General features: G+C 59.8%; 12 protein-coding genes. 5 read left to right on the forward strand and 7 right to left on the reverse strand.

The genetic code is table 11. The features are described 5' to 3' along the window. Positions 1 to 131: 131 nt before the first annotated feature. From ACS1BR_RS03315 to ACS1BR_RS03325, 3 genes are all read left to right on the forward strand, one after another. Positions 132 to 1,352, forward strand: coding sequence for a glycosyltransferase (locus tag ACS1BR_RS03315; protein WP_463560058.1), 1,221 nt, complete (start codon positions 132 to 134; stop codon positions 1,350 to 1,352). 49 nt (positions 1,353 to 1,401) lie between these two features. Next, a complete protein-coding gene (locus ACS1BR_RS03320; RefSeq protein WP_463560320.1) occupies positions 1,402 to 2,163 on the forward strand; it encodes a phosphatase in 762 nt (253 codons plus the stop codon). A 201-nt stretch (positions 2,164 to 2,364) separates the two neighbouring features. Continuing rightward, complete coding sequence (locus ACS1BR_RS03325; protein ID WP_463560059.1) at positions 2,365 to 3,840, forward strand: sugar transferase; 1,476 nt, start codon at positions 2,365 to 2,367, stop codon at positions 3,838 to 3,840. Here the strand turns inward: ACS1BR_RS03325 and ACS1BR_RS03330 are convergent. From ACS1BR_RS03330 to glmS, 3 genes are all read right to left on the reverse strand, one after another. Continuing rightward, on the reverse strand, positions 3,837 to 5,432 hold the full coding sequence (locus ACS1BR_RS03330) for a bifunctional ADP-dependent NAD(P)H-hydrate dehydratase/NAD(P)H-hydrate epimerase (RefSeq protein WP_463560060.1): 1,596 nt from the start codon (positions 5,430 to 5,432) through the stop codon (positions 3,837 to 3,839). The genes ACS1BR_RS03325 and ACS1BR_RS03330 overlap by 4 nt on opposite strands. After that, complete coding sequence (locus ACS1BR_RS03335) at positions 5,416 to 5,823, reverse strand: holo-ACP synthase (RefSeq protein WP_463560061.1); 408 nt, start codon at positions 5,821 to 5,823, stop codon at positions 5,416 to 5,418. The genes ACS1BR_RS03330 and ACS1BR_RS03335 overlap by 17 nt, the downstream gene beginning before the upstream one ends. Positions 5,824 to 5,943: 120 nt before the next feature. Then, the gene (glmS, locus tag ACS1BR_RS03340) at positions 5,944 to 7,827 is read right to left on the reverse strand and encodes a glutamine--fructose-6-phosphate transaminase (isomerizing) (RefSeq protein ID WP_463560062.1); all 1,884 of its coding nucleotides are present in this window, start codon (positions 7,825 to 7,827) and stop codon (positions 5,944 to 5,946) included. A 147-nt stretch (positions 7,828 to 7,974) separates the two neighbouring features. On the opposite strand from glmS, the gene coaA reads away from it, so the two are divergent. Continuing rightward, on the forward strand, positions 7,975 to 8,928 hold the full coding sequence (gene coaA, locus ACS1BR_RS03345) for a type I pantothenate kinase (RefSeq protein WP_463560063.1): 954 nt from the start codon (positions 7,975 to 7,977) through the stop codon (positions 8,926 to 8,928). 202 nt (positions 8,929 to 9,130) lie between these two features. After that, positions 9,131 to 9,511, forward strand: a complete 381-nt coding sequence (mscL, locus tag ACS1BR_RS03350) for a large conductance mechanosensitive channel protein MscL (RefSeq protein ID WP_463560064.1) — start codon at positions 9,131 to 9,133, stop codon at positions 9,509 to 9,511. 109 nt (positions 9,512 to 9,620) lie between these two features. Here the strand turns inward: mscL and glmM are convergent, their stop codons facing one another. From glmM to rplM, 4 genes are all read right to left on the reverse strand, one after another. Then, positions 9,621 to 10,979 carry a phosphoglucosamine mutase gene (gene glmM / locus ACS1BR_RS03355; RefSeq protein ID WP_463560065.1) on the reverse strand — a complete coding sequence of 453 codons (1,359 nt, stop codon included), beginning with the start codon at positions 10,977 to 10,979 and terminating at the stop codon, positions 9,621 to 9,623. A 25-nt stretch (positions 10,980 to 11,004) separates the two neighbouring features. Beyond that, entirely contained in the window at positions 11,005 to 12,063 is a 1,059-nt protein-coding gene (gene ppk2 / locus ACS1BR_RS03360; RefSeq protein WP_463560066.1) for a polyphosphate kinase 2, read from the reverse strand. Between the two features lie 185 nt (positions 12,064 to 12,248). Further along, entirely contained in the window at positions 12,249 to 12,746 is a 498-nt protein-coding gene (rpsI, locus tag ACS1BR_RS03365) for a 30S ribosomal protein S9 (RefSeq protein WP_463560067.1), read from the reverse strand. A 32-nt stretch (positions 12,747 to 12,778) separates the two neighbouring features. Beyond that, positions 12,779 to 13,222 carry a 50S ribosomal protein L13 gene (gene rplM / locus ACS1BR_RS03370; protein WP_463560068.1) on the reverse strand — a complete coding sequence of 148 codons (444 nt, stop codon included), beginning with the start codon at positions 13,220 to 13,222 and terminating at the stop codon, positions 12,779 to 12,781. Positions 13,223 to 13,246: the final 24 nt, after the last annotated feature.

The following is a 13,246-nucleotide window of genomic DNA, read 5'->3' on the forward strand; positions in this document are numbered from 1 at the left end:
ATCCTTGGAGTCGACAACAGCTTTTTTACCGTTTAGTATCTCACGAGTGGCCGGTCTCTCGCCGCGGTATCCGCCGGGAAGAGATTGCCGGTGCGCGGCACAGGCTCAAAGCTCTTGCTAGAGTAGTCACAGTGAGCGAACGATCTCCCCTTCACCTGCACATTATCTCCATGCACACCTCCCCGCTAGCCCAGCCCGGTAGCGGTGATGCCGGGGGCATGAACGTGTATATTGACCGTTCGCTACGGGCCATGCTAGCCAGATACCGGCATATCTCCTGTGAGATTTTCACGCTCGCTACCGCACCGGCGCCCCGGCTAACCCGCCAGATTTCACGCCGGGCACTGATCCACCGGGTCTATCTACCGCAGGCAGCGGGGGCGAACAAAGAGGAGCTAGCGCGCTTTGTCCCCGATTTTGCCACCGCTCTCGCCGGGCAGGCACACCGGGCGCCGGACCTGATCCATTCCCACTACTGGCTCTCGGGTCTGGCCGCCCTGAATTTTATCGAGACCACCGGTAAAAATATTCCGCTGGTGCACACCATGCACACCACCGCAGCCGTCAAGGATGCTCGCGCGGAGAGCGGTGAACCTCGCGAGCCGGCTACCCGCTACAGCGGTGAACAAAAAATTGTGGACTCAGCCTCAGCCCTAACGGTTAACACCGCCGACGAGGGCAAACAGATGGTAGATTTCTATGCTGCGGATCCGCAACGTATTCGCGTCATCGCCCCGGGCGTAGACACCGGAATTTTTGCCCCCCACCGCCGGCGGGGACCCCAAAACCGGGGTTCTGACCGTCGGGCGCGCATCGTTTTTGCCGGCCGCCCCCAGCCCCTGAAGGGTCCCCATATTCTGGTGGAGGCGCTGGCTCTGCTCGCCGACGAACTCGAGGTGGAACTCGAGATTATTGGCAGGTCTGATAGCGGTTACGAGCACCGGCTGCTGCGCCGGGCCCAAGAGCTCGGTCTGGAGAAGCGGGTGCATCTGCGTGCGCCGCTTCCACCGCGGCAGCTAGCGGATCGTTTTCGCCGCGCCGATATTGTTGCCTGCCCCTCCTCGTCTGAGACCTTTGGTCTGGTCGCCCTAGAAGCCCAGGCATGCGCCACCCCGGTGCTTGCCAGCAGAGCAGACGGCCTGGTGAGCGCCGTGGACGACGGCGTGTCGGGACTACTGGTGCAGTCACGCACCCCTCGGGCCTGGGCCGAAGCGATCGACTATCTGGTGCGGCGCCCGCAGCTGAGGCAGCGGCTAGGGTCACAGGCGCGAAAGCGGGCGCTCACCATGCGATGGTCCGACACCGCCGAGAGGCTGGTGGATCTTTACCAGGAACTCACCGACGGGCCATAGTCCCGCCAGTTTTCTACAAGGAGTAACCGTGAAACTCTCCCCTTTGACGATGACCGATAGCCAATTTATCGACTACCTCAACAGGTCCCGCATCTGCGGGCAGGTTGCAACACCGCGCGAGAACAATCTTGCCCACATGCACGGTTTTATTGCCGGTGACGAGCACCTGGAGTTTGGGGTTAAACTTACCCGGCAGTGGACTTTTGACGACGTCTTTGCGCTTATGGCGCGCCGGGTGGGCACCAGCGCAGACCCCGATTTCCTGGAGGGGCAAGACACCATTAGCGCCGAAAAATGTCTTGAGGAGCTCTACCGCTATGCCCGTCTGCTGGGTGAGGCCGTGGCCGATCGGGCTTCCATCCTTTTTGCCACCGGCCACCCTGCCGGGCTTTTTCCCGTCTACGCTGAACTGGCTTCGCTAGCCCGGGCTGCGGGGGCTCGCCCCGTCGCAATCCGGGAGGGAGACAGTTTTCGCGGCGGCGATATTCGCCAGATCATGGACGTGGTAATGTGGCAGCAGTACGGCAGTCTTCAGCACACCCACTTCCCGGACCCCATGGAACTCACGCTGTCCCAGCTTGAAGACGAGACGGTGACACCGGACCTGGTGGTGGCCGATCACGGGTGGGCGGGTTTTGCCGCCTCCCGCGGGATTGCGACACTGGGTATTGCCGACTGCAATGATCCCGGGCTGTTCGTATCGGCAGAACAGGGGGATATTCTTGTTGCCGTGCCCATGGACGACAACGTCCTCCCCCACCTGTACAAGCCGGTTATAGAGTTTATTGCGACCCATGCCGGTCTCCTCTAGAACTACCCATAATTTGGGGGACAAACCGTTCTGATCCCGCTATTAAAAATATTTTTGAGCAGATCCTCAACCTTTTCCGTGTGCCCTCTGGATATACGTCTGACAATGTATAATAATGGCCTACGAGCAGACCTCGCACCCTAGTTTCGCACCTAGGAGGTTTGCCATCATTTTAGGGGATACATAAGGGGATTACTCTCGATGGAAAATAAAGCTATCATCGAAAGGCGCTGGGCTGAATCACGGAATACTCGGACGTGGCAACCCAAAATTATCGCCGCACTCAATATTGGTGACCTGCTCGCTATTGCTATCACCATCATTATTTCGCACCTCTTGAGCTTCGGTTTTCGGAACACCGAGGTGGTCAGCCGCTACGAGAGAGGGATCAACTATATCGCTACCGGTTTTGTGATTGGGGCGCTCTGGTACATCGTGCTGGGGCTATCTAGCTCCCGCAACATCCGCTACCTGGGCCAGGGGAATGATGAATACCGGCTGGTGATCAAATCAACCTTCTACTTTTTTTGCGCTATCGCTATTTTTTCTTACCTGACCAAGGTGGATTTTGCGCGCACCTATATTCTTTTTGCTTTTCCTCTGGGCCTGCTGCTGCTGGTGATGGAGCGCTGGATGCTCCGGCAGATTCTGGTTCGCTGGCGGCAGCGGGGCAGGGCGCTGACCCGCGTGATGGTGATTTCCGATACCGAATCGGGTGCCCACCTTTACGGCACCCTTCGTGCCGCCCAGCTGTCGGGGCTGAGTCCGGTTGCTTTCTACCTTCCGGGGTTTGCCGCCGGGACCGCGGTGGCAGACCTTGATATTCCGGTGCTGGGGTACAGTACCGACTCGCAGAAAATTGTTGAGGTCTGCCGCGCAAACAATATCCACGCCGTAGCGGTTTCGTCCGGGCACCGGCTCACGCCCAAGCAGTTGCGAAATCTGGGCTGGGATCTTGCTGCCGCCCATATTAAACTAATTCTGGCTCCGGCGATGACCGATATTGCCGGTCCCCGTATCCGTACGCAGCCGCTCAACGGTGTGCCGCTGATTCACGTGTCCACCCCCCGCATGGAGGGTGCTTCGGCCTTCATTAAACGCAGTGTTGACCTGCTGGCCTCGGGGCTGGGGCTTATCCTGCTGTCGCCGCTTTTTCTGCTGGTGGCCGGTATTGTCAAGCTGGATGGCGGCCCGGTTTTCTTTCTGCAGGAGCGGGTGGGTTACCGCGGTTCACCTTTCCACATGGTGAAGTTCAGGTCCATGGTGCCCGATGCCGAGGAGAGGAAGAAAGATCTGCTGGATCAGAACGAGGGTAACGGGATTCTCTTCAAGATGGCCGATGACCCCCGTATCACCCGGATCGGCAGGTTTATTCGGAAGTACTCTATTGATGAGCTTCCCCAGCTGTGGAATGTTTTTATCGGCGACATGTCTCTGGTTGGTCCTCGCCCGCCGCTGGCCACCGAGGTGGCCCAGTATGAGGAAGATGCATACCGGCGGCTGCTGGTGAAACCGGGGATCACCGGACTGTGGCAGGTATCGGGCCGCTCCGATCTCTCCTGGGAGGAGTCGATCCGCCTGGATCTGTACTACGTTGAAAACTGGTCTGTCATCGGCGATATGGTGATTCTTTTCCGGACCGCCCGCGCGGTTTTCGCCAAGGACGGCGCCTACTAGTTCGACCCGGTATCGGCCCGGCCGGCAAGAAAACCGGCCAGTGCTGCCGGTAGCTGGGCCGTTACCAGGCTGGGCGGTACCGGACCCGGCATACCGTTGTTGACCGCGAGCGCGGCCAGCTGGTGGACGCGGGTGGCACACGCTGCGGTGTAGGCAAAGACCTCTGCCCCCAGGGTTTTCGGGGGGCGGGGGTTTTTCTGGGCGCCGATAACCTGAGCCAGGAGGGCACCGAGGATACCTGTGAGGGTGTCGCCGCTGCCTGCGGTAGCCAGCCAGGGTGTTTCTGCGCGTGTGCTCAGCAGGTGTTCTCCCGAGCCGATGAGCGTGGTTGCTCCTTTGAGGAGCACGGTGGCCCCGGTGATTCGGGTGGCCGCTTGCACCCAGGTGAGCGGGTTTTTTTCGATGTCGCTGCGGTTTGGTGGGTTTGTTGTTCTACTGCCGGTGCGCCACAGGGGCGGGTTGAGTTCGGCAATTTTGGTGAAGAACTGGGCCAGTTCGCCAGCGTGCGGGGTCAGGATTTTGTGCGCCCCCAGGATTCTGCCCTCGGCGACGAGGCCCGCGGCAAGAGGTAGTGCCGCTGCGTCGATCACAGCGGCTTCCTCGGCGGTGATGGCGTGCAGGAGGTCGCTCTCTCGGGCTGGGCCGGTGGCCCCCGACCCGGCCGCCCATGCCTGTACGCGGATATTGAGTGGCTGCGGTGAGCAGACCGTTTCCGGTGATGCCAGCTGCACCGTGTCGGTCAGCGGTTTGGGTCCAATGAACCGGACCATGCCGCACCCGCAGTTAACCGCCGCCGCCGTGCTCAGCAGTGCCGCGCCGGGGTAGTCGCTGCTGCCGGTGATGACCCCCAGTACTCCCCTGGTGTATTTGTGGTCGCGGAATCCCGGCCGGGGCAGGATTCTGGCAAGTTCGCTGTCGGTCGGCCGGATGATGGCCGGCCGGTGGTGGTCAAGGTCCTGTTCGATCCCCAGGGGTGCGGTGATAACCGTGCCGCACAGGTGTTCGGCCGGGGAAAGGTGCGGGGTTTTTTCGGCGATAAAGGTCACGGTCGCATCGGCGGGTAAAACGGGGTCAAAAATCTCTGCCGTGCTGCCGTCGATACCGGAGGGGATGTCGCAGGCCAAAACCGCAGGAAACTGCCCGGCTGCCCCCTCTTTGAGGCTGCCCAGCGTGTCCACGGTCTCTTTCGCTGCCCCGCGCAGGGGCCCCCGTGCACCGGTGCCCAGAATGCCGTCAATAATCAGGCTGTGGGTCAGGGGGCTGGGCAGGGCATCGACGGTGTGGCCGCCGGCACCGATGAAGGCCCGCATCGCCGGCTCGTGTACTCTCCGGGAGAGGGTCAGTGCCTCAACCGTGACCCCGTGCTCGGCCAGGTGGGCCCCGGCCAAAAGGGTGTCCGCGCCGTTGTTGCCGGGGCCCACCAGCAGCAGTACCGGCCCACGCCGATCCGCCGCTAGCATCGACCGTGCCTGCCGAAACAGCCGGTAGGCCGCCCGCGCCATGAGGCCGCCATCGTAGTCGGGGGCGGATAGGTAGGGGGCCTCCAGTTCCCGAATTGTCTGCGCCGTGTAGGCCCTACGCATCCCGGTCATCCTGTCTTCCGGTGAGTGAGCGGGCAGGTTCAGCGTCGTCGATGTGCTCGGCGATCACGCTGGCGATAGCGACGGGGGCGTCGTGGCTCATGCTCAGATGCCAGCGGTTGATACCCAGCCCGGCAGCCACCTCCGCCACTGTCCCCCGGCACACAATACGGGGGGCGCCCCCGTCGGTCTTTTCCACCCAGCAGTGCTGCCAGACCATGCCCGCCGGTGCCCGCAGAGCCTTGGCTACGGCTTCTTTAGCGGCGAACCGGGCGGCCAGCGAGCGCACGGGAAGGTTGCGTTCCTGCTCAACGAACAGGCGGTGCACCAGCGCCGGGGTCCGCTCGATGGTGCGGGCAAAACGTTCAATGTTGACCACGTCAATTCCGGTCCCGATAATCATGCCGGCCTTTCATCTCTTATCTTCGGTGCCCAGACTATCAAATACGGGTGCGGGGCGTACCTGTTGGTACACCCCGCACCCGTCAGTGCTCGATTCTGCGTCTATCCTCGCAAAAACGGTCTACTCGACGGTCACAGATTTGGCCAGATTACGCGGCTGATCGACGTCGTAGCCTTTAGCGCCGGCCAGCGCGCAGGCGAAGATCTGCAGGGGCACGGTGGCTAGAAGCGGCTGGAGCAGGGTGGGGCACTGCGGCACGTAGATCACGCTGTCTGCGTAGGGTACTACCGCCTCGTCGCCCTCCTCGGCGATCACAATGGTCACCGCCCCCCGGGCCCTGATCTCCTGGATATTCGAGACCACCTTGGCGTGGAGGGAGTCCCGGCCGCGAGGTGAGGGGACCACCACAAAAACGGGTAGCCCCTCTTCGATCAGCGCGATGGGCCCGTGTTTGAGCTCGCCGGCGGCAAAGCCTTCGGCGTGGATGTAAGCGATCTCCTTGAGCTTGAGCGCGCCCTCCATGGCCACGGGGAAACCCACGTGGCGGCCCAAAAAGAGCACCGATTCCTGATCTGCCATGGATACGCCCAGGGACTTCACCTGTTCTTCACCGTCGATCACCCTCTGGATTTTCTCGGGCATGGCCTCAAGTTCGCTGAGGATCTCGCGTACCTCGTCCCGGAACTTGTTGCCGCGCAGCTGGGCCAGGTAAAGGCCCAGCACATAGGCCGCGGTGATCTGCGCCAGGAAGGCCTTGGTGGAGGCCACAGCAATCTCGGGGCCGGCGTGGGTGTAGAGTACCGCGTCCGACTCCCGCGGAATGGTGGAGCCGTTGGTGTTGCAGATAGCCACCACCTTAGCGCCCTGTTCCCGGGCGTGACGGATAGCCATGAGGGTGTCCATGGTCTCCCCGGACTGCGAGATGGCTACCACCAGGGTTTTTTCGTTAACGATGGGGTCACGGTAGCGGAATTCGTGGGCCAGCTCCACCTCGGTGGGGATCCGGCACCAGTGCTCGATAGCGTAGCGGGCGACCTGACCGGCGTAGGCTGCGGTGCCGCAGGCCACCACAATGATCTTGTCGATGGAGCGCAGCACAGACTCTTCGATTTTGAGCTCGTCCAGGGTCAGGGCACCGTGTTGGTCCATTCTACCCATGAGGGTTTCGCGCACGGCGGCGGGCTGGTCGTGAATTTCCTTGTCCATGAAGGAGTCAAAACCGCCTTTTTCCGCTGCGGCGGCGTCCCATTCGATGGTGTAGGGTTTGCCCTCTGCCGGGTTACCGTCAAAGTCGATAATGGAATAGTCGTTGGCCGTGATGGTTACGATCTGGTCCTGGCCCATCTCGACGGCCTTCTTGGTGTAGTCGATAAAGCCCGAGACATCGGAGCCCAGGAAGTTTTCGTTGTCGCCCAGGCCGATCACCAGCGGCGAGTTCCGCCGGGTGGCTACCACACGGTCGGGGGCGTCGCAGTGGATAGCGAGAATGGTGAAGGCGCCCTCCAGGCGGTTTGAGGCTAGGCGAACGGCTTCGGTGAGGTCTTTGGTGTCCAGCTTGTTATAGATACTGGCGATGAGTGCACCGGCTACCTCGGTGTCGGTTTCCGAGGCGAACTCAACTCCCTCTGCGGCAAGTTCTGCTCGTAGCTCCGCAAAATTCTCAATGATACCGTTGTGCACCACGGCAAGGTTGCCGCCGTCAACGATATGGGGGTGGGCGTTGGTGTCGGTGGGCCCGCCGTGGGTTGCCCAGCGGGTGTGTCCGATACCGGTGGTTGCCTCCGGTACAGGGTGATCTTCGACCTCGGTTTCAAGGTTTTTGAGTTTGCCCGCTTTTTTGCGGTATTCGATCCCCGAGTCTCCCACCAGCGCGACTCCCGCAGAGTCGTAGCCGCGGTATTCGAGGCGACGAAGCCCCTCAATCATCACATCGTATGCGGTGTGATTTATTTTAGTTCCGTCCGGGGCCTGTCCCAGACCTACATGTCCTACAATTCCACACATACGCTCTATACTACCCGACGCCCTCCCTCCTTTCGGGTGTGTTTTCTCCCTCCCCAGCGCAGGCTGCCGGGCCGCGGATAGCGCCGCACTGTTTCTACCCGGATTTCAAATTAGGCGCCTTCTGGGTCTCTGCCTAGAATAAGAGGAATGAGCACCGCTTTGCTATCCAAGTTTTCCCCCTTTGTGGAGCTTGACCGAAACACCTGGTCCCGGCTGGCCTCCACCATAGATGTTCCCCTGAGCGAGTCGGAGATTGCCGCCCTGAGGGGCCTGGGTGAGACGCTGGATATGCGGGAGGTGCGTCAGGTGTATCTGCCGCTTTCACGCCTGCTGAACCTCTATGTTAATGCCACCGGTTCCCTCAACCATATGACCAACGAGTTTTTGGGTACAGCACAGGAGCGGGTACCTTTTATCATCGGTGTGGCCGGCTCTGTTGCCGCCGGCAAGTCAACCACCGCCCGTATCCTTCAGGCCCTGCTGAGCCGCTGGCCCTCCACCCCCAAGGTGCAGCTGGTGACCACGGATGGTTTTCTCTACCCCAATGCCGAGCTGAAACGGCGCGGGCTGATGGATCGCAAGGGTTTTCCCGAATCCTATAACCGGCGGAGGCTGCTCAAGTTTGTCTCCGATATCAAATCCGGGTCCCCGCTGGTCACAGCACCCAAATATTCTCATCTCTCCTACGATATTGTGCCCGGTGAGCAGATTGCGGTGACCACCCCCGACGTGCTTATTCTGGAGGGCCTCAATGTTTTGGCACCGGCAAAGACCGGCGGTGAAAACCGCACGGCCCTGGCGCTGAGCGACTTCTTTGACTTCTCGATCTATGTTGATGCCCGCACCACCGATATTGAGCGCTGGTATATTAATCGGTTTCTCTCGCTGCGCAGCTCGGCTTTTCAAAATCCGCGGTCCTATTTCAACCGTTACGCAGACCTCTCCGACGCGCAGGCGGTAGAGCTTGCCCAATCCATCTGGAAGGGGATTAACGAGCCCAATCTACTCGACAATGTGCGGCCTACCAGGGGTAGGGCAAAACTGATACTCTCGAAGGACTCCGACCACACGATCAATCGCGTTTTACTGCGCAAAAACTAAAACCGGCTCCGGAGCCCGTCCCCCAACCGGCTTTAACCCACGCCGTAGAGTTCCTCTTTTATCCCGTACCCGATTATCGGCAGGCACAAAACCGCCCGTCACGGGCAGGTTATTTCTCTGTGAGAAAACACACTTGCTTTCCCCGTCAATAATTGCACCGCATCTGTTCAAAATCCCCCAACTCATCGCTATGCTTGAGAGCATGCTTAGTGGATTTAAAGATTTTATTACCCGCGGTAACGTGATCGACCTGGCTGTTGGCCTGATTATCGGCACCGCTTTCACCGCCGTTGTCACCGCCCTGGTGGAGTCGGTGTTTATGCCCGCAATCGCGATGATTGTTGGTTCCCCCAATTTCGACTCCTGGCTGGCTTTCGGCGACATTAAAGTCGGCGTATTTATTACCGCCGTCGTCAACTTCCTCATCGTTGCCGCAGCTCTCTACTTCTGCATCGTTATGCCCATCAACAAGTTCAATGAGGCCCGCGCAGCAAAGCTGGAGACCGAAGAGCACACCGAAGAAGACCCCCAGGTGGTTCTGCTCAAAGAAATCCGTGACTCACTGGTCGCAAACAACAAGTAACCTCATCGCATCTCACCCGTAGGGGAGGGCCCATATTCAGTAAGAATATGGGCCCTCCCCTACGATGTTATTACGTTGTGGGCAAACCTAGTGCTCGCCCGAGCGAGCACTAGAGAGCCAGCTCAGCCAAAACCACAGCGGCCAGGGACTCGGCAACCTGATCCGCGGTCTGCTGATCCGCCGCCTCCACCATGACCCGCACCAGGGGCTCGGTACCGGAAGGGCGCAACAGCACCCTACCGCTGGTACCCAGTTCCTCCTCGGCAGCAACAATCGCCGCCTGCACGGTCTCACTGGCGGCAACACCGTCGCGGTTGACCCCGGACACATTGATAAGTTTCTGGGGTGTGGGCTGCATCCGGGAGGCCAGCTCAGACAGCGGAAGACCCGTGCGAGCCACCTCGGCCGCCAGATGCAGGCCGGTCAATACACCGTCACCGGTGGTCGCGTAGTCGCTCATAATCACGTGCCCGGACTGCTCACCACCCAGGTTATAACCCCGAGCGTTCATGGCCTCCAACACGTAGCGGTCCCCCACCCCGGTGCGTTCCAGCCGAATCCCCTGCTCCCGCAGATAAAGCTCCAGCCCCAGCGAACTCATGACCGTGGCCACCAGGGTGTTATCTTTCAGCCGGCCCGCCTCCTTCATGGCTACAGCAAGCACAGACATAATCTTGTCGCCGTCAACAAGGTTGCCCTGCTCGTCCACCGCCATGCATCGGTCCGCGTCGCCGTCGTGGGCAATCCCCAGGTCAGCGCCGTTGCGCACCACCGCTTTCTGAAGCTTCTCCGGGTGGGTTGACCCCACACCGTCGTTAATATTGGTGCCGTCGGGGGAGGCCGCCAGCACCACCACCTCGGCACCCAGGGTGCGGAAAGCATCGGGTGACACACCCGAGGCCGCACCGTTAGCGCAGTCCAGAACCACTTTCAGCCCGTTGAGGCGGCGGTGCTCGGGCATGGTGGACAGCAGGTGGGTGATATAGCGATCTTCACCGTCGGCGAGCGGACGAATCCGGCCCACCCCGCCACCGGTCGGGTAACGGAAGCTAGCGGACCTGAAAAGAGCCTCAATCTCGTCCTCAACAGAATCGTCGAGCTTCTTCCCGCCGCGGGCAAGAAACTTAATACCGTTGTCCTCAGCCGGATTGTGCGAGGCCGAAATCATGACACCGAAATCTGCGTCGGTAGCCGCCACCAGGTAGGCAGCGGCCGGGGTAGGCACCATACCGGCATCCCACACATCCACGCCGGAGGCCGCGAAACCGGCCATCATTGCCGAACCAATAAACTCACCGCTAACACGCGAATCGTGTGCAATGACCGCCCTGGGGCGACTACCCTTTTCTACCGTATTGAACCCCAGAACGATAGATGCGGCCTGAGCAAGTTCAAGCGCCATGCTCGGAGTAATCAACTCATTGGCCAGCCCGCGCACACCGTCGGTTCCGAATAATCTCTTAGACATCACTGGCTATTCTACGCCCTAGAGACTACTCATCGCCGTCTTTGAGCACCGGGAAACCCTCCGGGTTCTCCGGGGAATCATCGTCAAAGACGTCCGAACCCGAGCCCACAATTTTCGGATCGACCGTCCCCACCACGTCGCGATCCTTATTGGGGTAGTCGAACTGGGACAGAACATAGCGCATAGCCTCAAGCCGGGCCCGTTTCTTATCGTTCGACTTCACCACCGTCCAGGGGGCATCACCGGTATCGGTATAGAAGAACATAGCCTCCTTGGCTTCGGTGTAGTCGTCCCATTTATCCAAAGAAGCCAGGTCGGTAGGTGAAAGCTTCCACTGACGTACCGGGTCGGTACGGCGGGAATCGAAACGGGCCAGCTGCTCGGCACGGGTCACCGAGAACCAGAATTTAATAAGCCGGATCCCCGAATTCACCAGCATCCGCTCAAGGTCGGGGGTCTCCCGCATAAACTCGTAGTACTGCTGGGAGGTGCAGTAGCCCATCACCCTCTCCACCCCGGCACGGTTGTACCAGGAGCGGTCCATCATCACAATCTCTCCACCGGCGGGCAGATGCTTGATATAGCGCTGGAAATACCACTGGGTCTGCTCCACCTCGGTGGGTTTCTCCAGGGCAACCACCCGCGACCCGCGGGGGTTAAGGTGTTCGGTAAACCGCTTGATAGCCCCGCCCTTGCCGGCCGCATCGCGGCCCTCAAAAATAATCAGGATCTTCTGCCCGGTCTCCTTGACCCACAGCTGAAGCTTCAAGAGCTCAATCTGAAGGGCCCGCTTTTCGCGCTCGTATGCCTTACGCCCCAGCTTCTCACTGTAGGGATAGCCCTTCTTCCAGGCATCAGATCGTGTCTTGGTACCGCTAATTTTCTTCTGCAAAGATGAAATCTCATCGAGTTCAGCCGCATAATCTTCAACCACCGAGATCCGGCGGGTCTCCTTCTTAAGGGCGGATTTAACGGCCCGAGAGTGGTCACCGGTAGGCGCTGTGTGGGTTTCTGCCGCGCTCGCGGTATCGTTCTTGTCCACCGAGGCATCGTTGTCGGCGGTGGTTTTACGTGAAGCTACCATAGCTTACCTTTCGTCGATACGAAAACAACTCTGTGCCTTCTCCCCCATTCTAGGAAAAATAGCTTTATTGACATAGTGTTACTATCACGGCAACCTTATGTCCCCGCCCTCAGGCCGGGAAAACAGGCATTAAAAAGGCAGAGCCCCCGCGGGGGCTCTGCCGATTGCAACTCTCTGCGGGTTTTTTAACGCTTGGAGAACTGCGAAGCCTTACGCGCCTTCTTCAGACCCGCTTTCTTGCGCTCGGTCACGCGAGCATCACGGGTGAGGAAGCCTGCCTTCTTGAGGGCCGGCCGGTTATTCTCAATATCAATTTCATTGAGAGCACGCGAGATACCCAATCTTAGAGCACCCGCCTGACCCGAGGGGCCACCGCCGGCAATCCGCGCGATCACATCGTAAGCGCCCTCAAGACCAAGAATCTTAAAAGGTTCACCGACTTCCTGCTGGTGCAGCTTATTGGGGAAGTAGCTCTCCAGGGTACGGCCGTTGATTACCCACCGGCCACTGCCGGGAATAACACGCACCCGGGCGATAGCTTCTTTACGGCGGCCAACTGCCTGCCCGGCAACGGTGAGAGCCGGCCGCGCAGACCCCACCTCTTCGACCACGGGTGCCGACGATTCAGAAGTGTAGCTGGTCAGCTCTTCTTCTACTACAATCTGCTCTTCGTTCTGAGCCACGATTTCTCCTAGTGTTCTTTCGTTGGCCCGAATTACTGGGCGACCTGGGTAAATTCGAAGGTCTTGGGCTGCTGGGCAGCGTGCGGGTGCTCGGCACCGGCATAAACCTTGAGGTTCTTCAGCTGCTGAGCCGCAAGCTTGTTCTTGGGCAGCATACCCTTGACAGCTTTTTCAACCGCGCGAACCGGGTTAGTTTCAAGCAGCTCAGCATAGTTAACCGACTTGAGGCCACCGGGGTAACCGGAGTGCCGGTAGGCACGCTTCTGCTCTAGTTTTGCACCGGTCAGTGCAACTTTTTCAGCGTTAATAATGATGACCGAATCACCCGTGTCAATATGGGGTGCAAAAGTGGGCTTGTGCTTTCCGCGCAGCAGCGTTGCGGTCTGGCTGGCAAGACGGCCCAGAACGACGTCAGTGGCATCAATAACGTGCCACTGGCGCTCTATTTCACCGGGCTTGGGAGTATAAGTGCGCAAAATTTCGCCTTTGTCTCGTATCTA

This window comes from Rothia sp. 18CD1-1, assembly GCF_055285355.1.

Bases quoted from the DNA above. Each gene is read 5' to 3' on its own strand.
- mscL (WP_463560064.1), top strand. From the start codon at position 9,131: ATGCTTAGTGGATTTAAAGATTTTATTACCCGCGGTAACGTGATCGAC.
- glmM (WP_463560065.1), bottom strand. From the start codon at position 10,979: ATGTCTAAGAGATTATTCGGAACCGACGGTGTGCGCGGGCTGGCCAAT.
- glmS (WP_463560062.1), bottom strand. From the start codon at position 7,827: ATGTGTGGAATTGTAGGACATGTAGGTCTGGGACAGGCCCCGGACGGA.
- ACS1BR_RS03330 (WP_463560060.1), bottom strand. From the start codon at position 5,432: ATGACCGGGATGCGTAGGGCCTACACGGCGCAGACAATTCGGGAACTG.
- ACS1BR_RS03335 (WP_463560061.1), bottom strand. From the start codon at position 5,823: ATGATTATCGGGACCGGAATTGACGTGGTCAACATTGAACGTTTTGCC.
- ppk2 (WP_463560066.1), bottom strand. From the start codon at position 12,063: ATGGTAGCTTCACGTAAAACCACCGCCGACAACGATGCCTCGGTGGAC.
- ACS1BR_RS03320 (WP_463560320.1), top strand. From the start codon at position 1,402: ATGACCGATAGCCAATTTATCGACTACCTCAACAGGTCCCGCATCTGC.
- ACS1BR_RS03325 (WP_463560059.1), top strand. From the start codon at position 2,365: ATGGAAAATAAAGCTATCATCGAAAGGCGCTGGGCTGAATCACGGAAT.
- coaA (WP_463560063.1), top strand. From the start codon at position 7,975: ATGAGCACCGCTTTGCTATCCAAGTTTTCCCCCTTTGTGGAGCTTGAC.